This window comes from Pedobacter sp. NO84 (genome assembly GCF_059703915.1).
In genome coordinates this window covers 2,060,220-2,072,897 of the sequence record NZ_AP046575.1, presented here as the reverse complement: position 1 = coordinate 2,072,897, position 12,678 = coordinate 2,060,220, and the positions used below count along the sequence as shown (strand labels likewise).

Genomic DNA, 12,678 nt, shown 5'->3' with positions numbered 1-12,678 from the left:
TTTAAATTCAATGCTCATTTGATGATTCACCGGGTGACTCATCGGATGAGCACAATTAAAAAAAGGCATCCAATACTGAATGCCTTATGTTATGTCATAGTTCGTGAGGACACGAACCAAGGCACCTAAATAGTTACTTTTTTAAATTTTTCTTTTTCTCCAGATAAATCGATTACGATTGGCGTAGAGATACACAATGATGAGTAGGTACCAATGATACGACCAATTAGCAAAGCGAAAATAAATCCTCTAATGCTATCTCCACCAAAGATGAAAATTACAATTAGTACAAAGAATACGGTCAATGAAGTTAAAATAGTACGACTTAAAGTACTGTTTAAAGCAAAGTTAATTAATGTATTACGCTCTTCACCGTAAACATCAGTTTTACCTGCTTCGCCTAATTTCTCACGAATACGGTCAAACACAACTACAGTTTCTGTCATTGTATAACCCATAACCGTTAAGATAGCAGCGATAAAATCTTGTCCAATTTCTAATGGGAAAGGCAATACACCATCTAAAATGGTATAAAATGACAATACCAAAAGTACATCATGGAACAGGGCGATAACCGCACCTAAACCATACTGCCATTTTCTGAAACGGATCAGAATGTAAAGGAACATAAACACACATGAGATCAAAATCGCATAATAGGCTTTTACAATAATATCACTAGCTATTGTAGGGGTAACTTTCTGAGAACCATCTATAATATATTTAGTTCCCATTGCATCTAAACCTTTTTTCAACGCAGTTTCAACCACTTTATCAGCAGATGCATCTTGATCCTCGATATGGTAAGAAGTTGTGATTTTTAAGGTATTATCGGTTCCTGCAGTTTTAACCAGGGCTTCTTTGCCTTCAAAACTGGCAGTTAACTTATGGCTAACTTCCTCGGTGTTCATTTTCTTATCAAACTTCACCAAATAGGTTCTGCCACCTTTAAAATCTACACCTAGGTTAAGTCCACCATTTTTGAAATAAAATCCGATACCCACAATAATAATCAACGAAGAAATGATATAATATAATTTTCTTCTACCTACAAAGTTAAAACCTATATGTTTAAAGGCATTTCTGGTAACCGAGTTATCAAATGGAATATTTGTTTTTCTGTTCAGCATTCCTTCAAAAATCACTCGTGAGATTAATACCGCGGCGAAGAATGAGGTAAGTACGCCTATACATAAAGTAACCGCAAAACCTTTTACCGGACCAACTCCGAAAATCGCCAGGATAATACCTAAGATCAATAGGGTAGCATTTGAGTCGATGATAGATGACATGGCATGTTTGAAACCTTCTTTGATGGCAACTCCAGTATTCTTGCCCTGTGCTAATTCTTCTCGGACCCTTTCAAAGATAAGGATGTTTGCATCCACAGATAAACCAATGGTTAATATAATACCAGCAATGCCCGGAAGTGTTAACACGGCATGGAACGCGGCAAGAACACCAAGGATAAAGAATAGGTTTATAACCAAAGCTAAATTAGCAACCCATCCAGCTTTGCTGTAGTACATTGCCATAAATGCCAAGATCACGGCAAAGGCGAGTACAAATGAAAACAGACCACTATTAATTGCCTGTTGCCCTAATGATGGACCTACAATGAAATCTGAAACAATTTTTGCAGGAGCAGGAAGTTTACCAGCTTTTAAGATGTTGGCCAAATCTTTGGTATCCTCTTGGGTAAAGCTTCCAGAAATTACGGAGTTACCACCTGGAATTTCACCACTTACTACTGGAGCGGTATATACTGTATTGTCTAAAACGATAGCAATAGCTTTATCATCAGAAGCATCACCGGGTCTGCCTGCAGCTTCAGCGGTAATTTTTCTCCATTTTGCCGCACCATCGCTGTTCATGCTCATTGTTACCTGAGGCTTATTGCCTTCGCCGAAATCATCCCTAGCATTTGCAATTGCATCACCACTTAATGCAGGTTTTCCATCTGGAGAGGTAACCTTGATTGCATAAAGTTGAAATCTTTTGGTTTTTTCAATGGGTTTTAAGCTCCACATAAATTTAAGGGAAGCAGGAATAAGAGGCTTAACTTCTGGTCTGTTAAGCAATGCCATAACCTTAGCTGTATCTTTTTGCATGGCCGATCCAACAATTGATCCCGGCATTAATGCAGGTTGACCATTCTGTCCAGCGCCAACAGATGGAGGCAAGAGGGCAAATAATGGATCTGTTTTAGCAACATCAGCCGTTTTAGCTTTAGCTGAAGTATCTTTCGCAACAGTTTTATTAGTTAAACCAGCTAATTTACCTCCTTTATTCGCTGTATCAGCAGCTTTAGAAGTGCTAGTGGTATCTTTAATAGAAACCGCTAAGGTTTTGTTAATATTTTGAAGAATTGGATATACTTCTTGATTTTCGTATACCTGCCAAAATTGTAGCTCTGCAGATCCTTGTAATAATTTGCGAACACGTTCTTTATCCTGAACTCCTGGCATTTCAATAAAGATCCGATTGGTACCTTCTTGTTTTTGCATGTTTGGACTTACCATTCCGAAACCGTCTATACGGCTACGTAAGATGATAAATGAACGATCTATCGCGCTAGTAGCCTCTTTAGAAAGGAAACTTTTAACCTCACTATTGCTTGCATTAGGTTTTAACTGGCTAGAATTATCTTGATTTGAGAAAAAATCAGCCAATTTACCATTAGGCGAAAGTTTCTCATATTCGTTAACAAATAGCGAAATAAAATCTTTTCCACCTGCGTTAAGCTGGGCTTGTGCAGTACGCAATGCCTGATTAAAGTTAGCGTCAGAAGTATTGTTGGCCAAAGATTTGGTTAACTCTGCTAATGAAATCTCCATGGTAACATTCATCCCACCTTTTAAGTCGAGACCAAGATTGATCTCATTACCTTTTACTTTTTGGTAGGTTAAGCCTAAAAATACCGGCTGGGTGGCCATTGAATCCAGATAAGCTTTTTCTTTAATCGTATCGCCTTTGGCAAAAGCTTTGGCGTCTTTTTCTACATTATATGTAACTAGATTAAACGAGAGTGAATACAGACAGACAACACCTAATAGTATTGCCATAAATTTAATAAAACCTTTACCTTGCATTTTTTGTTATTATGTTATTTTTCTATAGCGTACTTGTTTTTTAAACAAGTCGGCAAATCTAACTATTTTTTTAAATAATAGGACTGCTAATTGTAATTTTATTCTTGAGCTTCTTTATTTACGCTCCAATATGGAAAAAGTGTAAGCTACACTATTTTTTTCATCGGCTGGGTGATATTCTTGAGAGATTGTTTCCCATTCCTCATTGGATAGGGCGGGAAAAAAAGCATCTGCTTCATATTCTTGATGAACTGTAGTTAAATATATCCGATTAGTGAACGCAATGGCACTTTTGTAGATTTCCGCACCGCCGATAATAAATACTTCATTCTCTGTTTTGCAAAGAGATAACGCATCAGCTACGCTATGTACCACTTCTGCTCCTTCTAGCCTTAAATCCTGTTGATGCGTAATAATTATATTTCTGCGATTTGGAAGAGCCTTACCGATAGAATCGAAGGTTTTGCGGCCCATAATAATAGGGTGCCCTGTAGTAACGGCTTTAAAGTGCTTTAAATCAGCGGGTAGGTGCCATAGTAATTGATTGTTTTTACCAATGGCATTGTTGGAGGAGACCGCTACGATGATAGATATGTTCATTAATATCATTGGTTCATTAGTATTAGTCATTAGTTCATTTGTGCCATTATTGTCATTAGTTCATTAGTCGTTGGTATCATTGGTTCATTAGTCATAATTTACATTTATAGTTTAAAGACCTCTTTTACCAATGTATTTAATGTAAGAGTTTAACTTTAAATGTATCATTTCTAGTTTTTCGAAAAGTTTTAAATATTCTTGTTCGTTCACTAATTTTCTATGTCTAGTTTTTCTTAAAAATGACTTTACTTCTAAAATTGATCCTCTACTATAATAACAAAAATTCTTATTCTCTTTGAAATGGTATCTGCCATAACCCTCTGCAATATTTGCGCCTATTGAGTCTGCGGCCTTACATATTTGTTTGCCCACTGTATCTTTCGCAAAGAAGTCCCACTTCGTCACTATGTCCCAGATTTCATTGGAAAAATCTTCAGCCAGGTTATAAACTTCTAAATCCTCTATTCTGTTGTAACTCATAATAAATTTGTTTAATGGTTATCAACAGGGATGTTGTAATATGGTAAAATACTAGGTCTGGGTCTAGATAGGGCCTTATGTCCTAATGAACAAATGAACCAGTTGCCAACACTGGTTATACCGCCACTACCCCCTTAATATGAGGATGCGGATCGTAATTTTCTAAGGTAAAATCTTCGAACTTGAAATCGAAAATATTTTTCACTTCGGGATTAATGTGCATTTTCGGCAATACCTTTGTATCTCTGCTCAACTGAAGGCGGGCCTGCTCGATGTGGTTGTTGTATAAATGAGCATCTCCTAAGGTATGCACAAAATCGCCATAGTCTAAGTCGCACACCTGCGCAACCATCATTGTAAGTAAAGCATAAGATGCGATGTTGAATGGAACACCTAAAAATATATCCGCGCTTCGTTGGTACAATTGGCAGCTTAAACGCCCCCTTCCGGCCTCCCCAGGTTGGGCAGGAGAAACATAAAACTGAAAAAATGCGTGACATGGCGGTAAAGCCATGTTTTCTATTTCGGCCACGTTCCAAGCAGAGACGATAATCCGCCTTGAATCAGGATTGTTTTTAATGGTATTAATGATTTGGGTAATCTGATCGATACTATTTCCGTCAGGTTTTGGCCAAGAGCGCCATTGCGAACCATATACCGGCCCTAGATTTCCCTCTTCGTCTGCCCACTCATCCCATATCTTAACTCCATTTTCTTTTAGATATTTGATATTGGTATCCCCACTTAAAAACCAGATTAACTCATGGATAATAGATTTAAGATGCAACTTTTTTGTAGTTACCATCGGAAAACCCTCTTGAAGGTTAAATCTCATCTGATAACCAAACACACTAATGGTTCCCGTGCCAGTACGGTCGTGCTTTTGTGCGCCGTGGTCAAGCACGTGCTGCATTAAATCTAAATATTGTTTCATATCACTGCCCTAAAAGCTTTTAATCGAATTCTATACAAAACTAAAAATTTTACCGTCGTCATGCTTTAGGTTTTTTCCACATTGTGACTTTTTCCAATCCGCGAAAATTAAATTATCTTTGAGAGGAGAAAATTAACCTATCCAATGCCCTATGGAAAAAAAAATAGTAACGTTTCTAATCTTATGGTTGGTGTGCATAAGTTCATTCGCTCAGTCGCCAGCCATCAAGTTATCCGACGCAGCAATTAATTTAACCAAACAGAAAGTAGTATATGATCCTGCCTATTTTAAAATCCCTTATCCAAATGGGGATATACCATCAGGAAAGGGGGTTTGTACGGATGTATTGATTAGAGCTTTTCGTGTTTTAGGTATTGATCTTCAGAAAGATGTTCACGAAGATATGGCCCGCAATTTCAACTTATATCCCAAAGATTGGGGAAGGAAAACACCTGACGCCAACATAGATCATCGACGGGTATACAATCTCATGGTTTTCTTTGCACGAAAAGGAAGGGAGAAAACGAAAAGTACAAATGCAGCCGATTATCAACCCGGAGATATTGTGTGCTGGAATTTGAGTGGCAATATTTCGCACATTGGCTTAGTGATTAACCAACGATCTGCAGATAATAAACGTTATTTAATTGTGCATAACATTGGCAGGGGACAAGAAATATCCGATTGCTTATTTGCCTATAAGATAATTGGTCACTACCAATACAAAGTTTAGTTATAAATTGCACCAGAATATAAACTTTCTTGATCGCTATCGGAGTAAATCGTATATCGTGTACCGATGGTTCCATAGGCACTCCTTTGGAGCTATCAAGACCAAAATCGTAAATCAACATGCTTGCCTTTGCAAATGCTAAGATCAATTTAGGACTATTCCTTACCGAGAAGCGGCCAGATGGCTATCACAATTTGCAAACGATTTTCTATCCAGTGAAACTATTTGATGTGATAGAGATTAATGATGCGAAGGTAACGGAATGTAAAATAGAAGGACTTGAAATCCCTGGAAATATCCATGAAAATACCTGTTTAAGTGCTTTTGAGCGCCTTCAAGCCGATTTTGATTTACCGAATCAACAGCTCACCTTGTTAAAAAATATCCCAATTGGTGCAGGATTAGGGGGAGGGTCGTCAGATGCAGCTTTCTTAATCAAACTTGTTAATGCAAAGTTTAACTTGCAATTAACAAACGATAAAATGGAAGACTATGCCCGTGGGCTTGGCGCAGATTGTGCTTTTTTTATTCAAAACAAGCCAGTATATGCCTTTGCCAAGGGCGATGAATTTGAAGACCTTAATCTTGATTTATCAGCTTACTTTCTGGTGCTCGTTAAATCACCTATACATGTATCTACGGCCGAAGCCTATCAAAAGGTGAAAGTGGCCCAACCGAATAGATCGTTAAAGGAATTAATAAACTTACCTTTAACTGATTGGAAAGCAACTATTTTTAATGATTTTGAAGAATCGATTTTTCCGGCACATCCACAACTTGACGAAATAAAAACAAAGCTTTATGCCGCAGGTGCTACATTTGCATTGATGAGTGGAAGCGGTTCTTCGGTATATGCCATCTTCGAAAAACCAGTTACCTTACCAGAACTCGAAAAGGATAATTTGGTTTTTTATGATATATAATTGAACTTATTTAAAATGCCTATCGCTTACCGCCCATCTCGTTAAACCAAACGCTTATCGCCTCACGCCAAACGCCATGCATATACAACTTAAACGCAAAAACGAGAAATTTAACTTCGAAGCCACAAATGAAGATGGCCAAGTAGTTGAAATTGATGCCAATCCAGCCATTGGAGGCGAAGGAAAGGGTTTTAGACCAATGGAAATGCTGTTGGTAGGACTGGGCGGCTGTAGTGGTATCGACATGGTGAATATATTAACTAAACAAAAGGTAGAACTAACCGACATCCAAATAGACATCAATGCCACAAGAAGATCAGAAGAACCCCCAATATTTGAAATTATTGATATAAATTTCAATCTTTATGGCAAGTTAAACGAACAAAAAATACAAAGAGCACTGGCTCTTACCTTTGATAAATACTGCTCTGTAGCGAATATTTTAAGTCGCTCGGCTAAAATAAATTTTACATACACGATAAATAAGTAGCCCTTACGCCAAACGCTTATCGCCAAACGCAATACCCACCATGTCCGAAAATTTTGAAACCATTGCCATCCGTCTCCAAGCCGAAAGAAGTGCCTTTAAAGAGCATTCAGTGCCCTTGTATTTAACATCTAGTTACAAATTTGATGACGCAGAAGAAATGCGAGCCCTTTTTGCAAACGAAAAGGAAGGTAATGTGTACAGTAGATATGCCAACCCTAACACTACAGAGCTAATCGATAAAATGGCTGCTCTAGAAGGTTCGGAAGCAGGTTGGGTAACAGCAACGGGAATGGCGGCTATTTTTACCACTTTTGGTGCCTTCCTTAAAAGTGGCGACCATGTTCTTTCGAGCAGATCAGTTTTTGGCTCGACACACCAATTGCTCACCAACGTTTTTTCTAAATGGGGAATTACGTATACCTATGCAGATTTAGACAAGCCTGATACGTGGGAAGAACTCATCCAGCCCAATACAAAATTGATTTTTATCGAGACACCATCAAATCCTGGGATTGATATTATTGATCTGGAATTTATTGCAAAAATTGCCAAAAAACATGGGGTACTTTTTGTAGTAGACAACTGTTTTGCTACCCCATATCTGCAACAGCCAATTAAATTAGGCGCGGATATCTCCATTCACTCTGCTACAAAATATATAGATGGACAAGGGAGGACATTAGGAGGGATCATTTTAGGATCAAAACAACACATGTTAGAAATTGAAGGATTTGCACGCCACAGCGGACCTTCTTTGTCGCCATTTAATGCGTGGATTTTATCCAAAAGTTTAGAAACATTAGCCGTGAGAATGGATAGGCATTGTGAGAACGCTCTCAAAGTGGCTGAATTTTTAGAAGGCCATCCACAAGTAAAACTAGTAAAATATCCTTTCTTGAAATCCCATCCTCAATATGAAATTGCCAAAAAGCAGATGAAACAGGGGGGCGGAATTGTTACCGTTGTGGTTAAAAATGGGGTAGAGGGGGCAAGTAAATTTATGGACGGCCTTAAAATGTTCTCTATCTCGGCAAACTTGGCCGACACCCGATCTATCGCTACACATCCGGCTACGAGCACGCACAGCAAATTAACCGAAGAGCAACGCTTAGAGGTAGGAATTGAGCAGGGAACCGTGCGCCTGTCAATTGGATTAGAGCATATTGATGATATTTTGAAGGATATTGAAGAAGCATTAGGTAATTAGTCACAAAGTGATTGCCTTTGGCACTATTTTCCATTCGTAATTTGCTAATTATGAACGATCTCGAATTTGTAATAAATGAATTAAAATCCTTAGCCCAGCCCGCATATCAACAAAAAATGCAGCATTTTGGAATTGATAACCAAAAAGCACTGGGAGTAAGTTTACCCAAAATTAGAACACTAGCTAAACAGATTGGCAAAAACCAAACACTTTCCCTAGAATTATGGGAAACCGAAATTCATGAGGCCCGGATTTTAGCAACGATTATTGGCGATTATAAAGAGGTAAGAGAGGCACAGATAGACAAGTGGACCAACGATTTCAGTTCATGGGATATATGCGATCAAGCCTGTGGCAATCTGTTTGTAAAGACTCCCTTTTTTATTCCTAAAGTATTACAGTACACTAAAGAAGAATCAGAATTTGTAAAACGATGTGGTTTCGTGTTAATGGCTGAGGCTGCGGTGCATCTCAAAAAAGAACGAGACCAAACGTTTATTGATTTCTTACCAATTATAGAAAGGGAAGCTGCAGATCAAAGAAATTTTGTAAAAAAAGCCATTAATTGGGCATTAAGGCAGATTGGTAAAAGAAACCTTACGCTACATCAAAAAGCTATAGAAACAGCCAATGCTATTTTAGCCAAAGGGAATAAAAAGGCAAATTGGGTTGCGCTTGACGCACTAAGGGAATTGCGAGGGGAAAAAGTGCTTAAGAAATTAGCCAATTAGCTAATCATTGAATTAACTAATATAATCCCTATCCTCGTCGCTCAGTGTAGATTTGCTGTCGGAAGAATTTACACCCCGTTCAATCTCATCATCATAGCTGCTTAGGGTTTTTCTTGGTCGGCCGGCAATAAAGCCTAAAATAAAACCAACCAATACACAAATTCCAATAACAATCAATTTAGAAACGGCAACAGGTTCTCCAATAATAAAGTCAAAATCAACAGGATCACTGTTAACTGTTAAAAATATCGTTAAAAGAGCGGTTAGAATGATGATGATTATCGTTTTTGTTTTCATGATTAATAAGATTAATATAAACGCAAGTTCTTTTTAGGGGTTAGAAGCTATAGTTAAACGTAAATTCAACAATTGGGTTTTGATTATAAATCCGGTTTACAAAGATCAGCCTTGCGCCCAAATCTACCACTGGTTGATAACGTAACAGGTTCATACTACTACGTAATTCGAGCCCAAATGTTTTAGGTTGGAAAAACATTGTTTCGCCAATATTCTCATAGTGACTAAAAAATCCGCCTCTAATATTCCTAACATAGGCAAAGCTACCAAGCTCTAAGTCTGGAAAGGCAATCGGAAAACGGTAGTTTAACAACAAGGTGTTTTTTAATAAATTGATATCTCTAATCTGGTTATATCCCCAAACCGTATTAATTTCGTTATTAAAACTTAACACACCACTACTTCGTTGATAGTTAAAACTTGCTACAAACGAATGGTTTCTAGCTATTCCTGGAAAGTAAAAGGCACTTTCGAAGGCTAACAGATCTCCGTTTAAATTTTTATCAAAAGGTTGATTGAAATAACTAAAACTTATTGACTGGGCCCATTTTGGAGCTACATCACGCTCTGCGGCACGGATACTGTGCCCGAAAGCAATTTTATAGCTCATAGGAAATCGTAAGGTGTTGGTAAAAAAGACAGCTTCTTTGGGCGCGAAATTCCGTTGTGTATAACTGGTGCCCACTTCTGCCAATGCGCTATAATTATCGTTAAAACGATTAATGCTCAATGGCAAGCTTGCTTTAATGTTTACATAATTCTCTCGCCAATCTGCTTGTTCAACCGCTGTTCCTATTCGATAAAATGCCCTTTTTGGTCTATTTTTAAACGTAGCACTGAGCACGGGGTATAAACTTTTAAAAACAAAACCAGCGTTGTACTCTATTTTTCTGAGCTCATTATCATAATTTATGCCTCCATAGAGATCAAAAGTATTGAGCAGGTTGTTAGACTTGAGTTGGATCCCTACTTTTTCGTCCTCATCTTCTGCAAAGCTAATGCTATGGAAATTGATAAGGTGCGACAATTGACTATACTTTTTACTCTGATAAACACTATCGGGAATCTTCTCAAAGATATTTCCAGTATTCTCCTGTTTTTCGGTAGCTGCTCCGAAGTAAACAAACTTATTTTCTTGAACGGGCTGAGGGTCAATTTCAGTTCTGGCAATTTCATAACCCATCAATTGGTAATTATTAAATACCATTCCTTTTCTATCGCTAGTGGGTGCCGCATTAAAAGCGCCGTACTTAGAGGCCGTGAGAGCCATTATTTTCTTGGATGAAGGGTTGACACCGTAAATATTATCAACTCCGTTAAAATGTGCGTTAAAAGCAATAAGCTCATTGATAAATATCGGCTTACTTAATTGCTGATTAGTTTCTGGAATTAACTGCAGATTTCTTCCGGTTCTATCTTGGAGCCAAAGTGCTTTTCCCCTTTCGCTTACACTTATCCAAGTTAATCTTTCAGCCTTCTCATCAAGAGCAGGCATTTGGAGGATTAAATTTCCAGGATTTTCAAAGGTTTTTAAAAGCTCCCCACTATTAAGATCAATTTCTACAAGATTACAGGTATTGCTTAGATCAATCTGTACCGCAACTAGTTTTTTTCCATCGCCAGAAATGGCAGGAGAGAAGAGCCTGGTTTTAAACGTAAGCTGACGTTTTCTTTTACTTGCAAAATCATAAACGCAGATTACGCTATAACTTCTTTGTTTGTACCTGGGATCGGTTCTTATTTCGTCCCATACCAATGTATTATTGCCGTAACTGAACCATACATTTTCTTGAAAGCCGATCTTAAACAAAGGTTCTTCGGTTTTATCTTCGTTGAGAAGGATAAATTGGGAGGCTTCCCCCTTCGTTTGCTTTAAGGTTAAGATCTGCGTGCTATTTATCGGGGTTGGTAAAAAATAGTTACTCGCGTATTTGGCCCGTCGATTTAAACTTGGATAATTTACGCTGTTAGTGGATGCGTCTTGTTTTTGCCACTCACTCTTAACCTGCTCAACTGTTTTTAAATAATAATCTTTTGTTCCTATGCCTGTAATTTTTTTTAAACTATTAGAAAAAGGGTAAAAGCGAATAGGCCTTTTATGAATATCGGTGAGTAAACTATCCATAATGCTTTTACCGAACGATGTTCTCAGGTTAGAAGCCATTAAGTAGCCCAACTGATAATAGCCTGGGGTTTGATCTTTGTTGGATCCAAAATAGGACTTAGAGTACGAAAAAGTTTTGCCGTTTAACAGCGATGTCCTGAATGGCATGATCCACGATGGCTGTCTTCCGCGACCGGCATTGGTAAGGCAAGTTTCTATGCTTACCGCATCACCTTCGAAGAACCAGGTAGGGATGCTAAGGCCAAGATAGGCGAAGTAGATCTCTTCGGTTAAAAAGTACTTTTCATGGCCTGTAATTTTACCGAATTGAGCTACGTGTCTTAACTCATGAACAGCAAGATTATTTAACCAATCCTGACTATCAAATTGCTGAGGAGGGGTGGTATAAAATTGCGACTTTTTCGGGGCCAGTTGTACAAAGCCATTGGCGGTGGTTCCTCTGTTTTGGAGAACAATTGGCAAGGTTGTTTTGTTACGGTTTAAGCTTCGACCAACATAAGGGTAAATGAATGGGATGGTGTTGGCCATTCGTTGTGCTTCTTTCTCGAGCTCGGTAGGGTAGAGGAGGGTAAAGCCATTGGTGTAAATTTGCTTCCATTTTACACTAAGTGGATTTTGTTCGCTATCAAAAATCTGCCCAAAACCCTTGAGAAAAGATATACTTAATATGAATATCATTAAAATTCTGATTATCAATTTTTTATAGGTCATATTAAGTAGTGTAAAAATGGTTTGCTAAATTTATTAGTTTTTTAAAATTATAAAACTTCGTTTTATTTTCACTATTACATTAAGTTAAAACAGTTAATATAATGATTTTCAATATTATAAGATAGTAGTTTAATTGGAAGTTTATTCGCATTTTTAGTTGTTTTTTTGATTAAAATCCGCCTTTTAAACCTATTTTGGCTCCCTTTTAGAATACCTCAAAATCTGCACTTAAGATACACTATTTAAGTTGAATTTTTAGCAAATTGTTGCGCCATACTTTTGAGATGTATACGAATTGTACGAAAGTTTACTCCTGATTTTTTGAATAAATTATTTTTGAACAAGGTATTTATGG

Annotated in this window: 11 protein-coding genes; 5 read left to right on the top strand and 6 right to left on the bottom strand. The window is 37.7% G+C overall.

Going from position 1 to position 12,678, the window contains the following annotated elements:
* Window positions 1–125 precede the first annotated feature (125 nt).
* From secDF to AC6H0V_RS08800, 4 genes are all read right to left on the bottom strand, one after another.
* Window positions 126–3,092: a protein translocase subunit SecDF gene (gene secDF / locus AC6H0V_RS08815; RefSeq protein WP_497559822.1), complete on the bottom strand. Its 2,967-nt coding sequence runs from the start codon at window positions 3,090–3,092 to the stop codon at window positions 126–128.
* 114 nt (window positions 3,093–3,206) lie between these two features.
* Window positions 3,207–3,692, bottom strand: coding sequence for a dihydrofolate reductase (locus AC6H0V_RS08810; protein ID WP_497559821.1), 486 nt, complete (start codon window positions 3,690–3,692; stop codon window positions 3,207–3,209).
* A 111-nt stretch (window positions 3,693–3,803) separates the two neighbouring features.
* A complete protein-coding gene (locus AC6H0V_RS08805) occupies window positions 3,804–4,172 on the bottom strand; it encodes a four helix bundle protein (protein WP_497559820.1) in 369 nt (122 codons plus the stop codon).
* Window positions 4,173–4,287: 115 nt separating this feature from the next.
* Window positions 4,288–5,106, bottom strand: a complete 819-nt coding sequence (locus AC6H0V_RS08800) for a thymidylate synthase (protein WP_497559819.1) — start codon at window positions 5,104–5,106, stop codon at window positions 4,288–4,290.
* 151 nt (window positions 5,107–5,257) lie between these two features.
* Between AC6H0V_RS08800 and AC6H0V_RS08795 the strand changes: the two genes are divergently transcribed.
* The 5 genes from AC6H0V_RS08795 (at window position 5,258) to AC6H0V_RS08775 (ending at window position 9,190) form a co-directional block, all read left to right on the top strand.
* Window positions 5,258–5,839 (top strand): DUF1287 domain-containing protein, encoded by a 582-nt coding sequence (locus AC6H0V_RS08795; RefSeq protein ID WP_497559818.1) that lies wholly within the window; start codon window positions 5,258–5,260, stop codon window positions 5,837–5,839.
* Between the two features lie 119 nt (window positions 5,840–5,958).
* A complete protein-coding gene (gene ispE / locus AC6H0V_RS08790) occupies window positions 5,959–6,762 on the top strand; it encodes a 4-(cytidine 5'-diphospho)-2-C-methyl-D-erythritol kinase (protein ID WP_497559817.1) in 804 nt (267 codons plus the stop codon).
* Between the two features lie 76 nt (window positions 6,763–6,838).
* Window positions 6,839–7,252 (top strand): OsmC family protein, encoded by a 414-nt coding sequence (locus tag AC6H0V_RS08785; protein WP_497559816.1) that lies wholly within the window; start codon window positions 6,839–6,841, stop codon window positions 7,250–7,252.
* 40 nt (window positions 7,253–7,292) lie between these two features.
* The gene (locus AC6H0V_RS08780) at window positions 7,293–8,459 is read left to right on the top strand and encodes a trans-sulfuration enzyme family protein (RefSeq protein ID WP_497559815.1); all 1,167 of its coding nucleotides are present in this window, start codon (window positions 7,293–7,295) and stop codon (window positions 8,457–8,459) included.
* A gap of 50 nt (window positions 8,460–8,509) precedes the next feature.
* Window positions 8,510–9,190 (top strand): DNA alkylation repair protein, encoded by a 681-nt coding sequence (locus AC6H0V_RS08775; RefSeq protein ID WP_497559814.1) that lies wholly within the window; start codon window positions 8,510–8,512, stop codon window positions 9,188–9,190.
* A 12-nt stretch (window positions 9,191–9,202) separates the two neighbouring features.
* On the opposite strand, the gene AC6H0V_RS08770 is transcribed toward AC6H0V_RS08775, so the two are convergent.
* A complete protein-coding gene (locus AC6H0V_RS08770) occupies window positions 9,203–9,487 on the bottom strand; it encodes a LapA family protein (protein ID WP_497559813.1) in 285 nt (94 codons plus the stop codon).
* 40 nt (window positions 9,488–9,527) lie between these two features.
* Window positions 9,528–12,290 carry a TolB-like translocation protein gene (locus AC6H0V_RS08765; protein WP_497563352.1) on the bottom strand — a complete coding sequence of 921 codons (2,763 nt, stop codon included), beginning with the start codon at window positions 12,288–12,290 and terminating at the stop codon, window positions 9,528–9,530.
* Window positions 12,291–12,678: the final 388 nt, after the last annotated feature.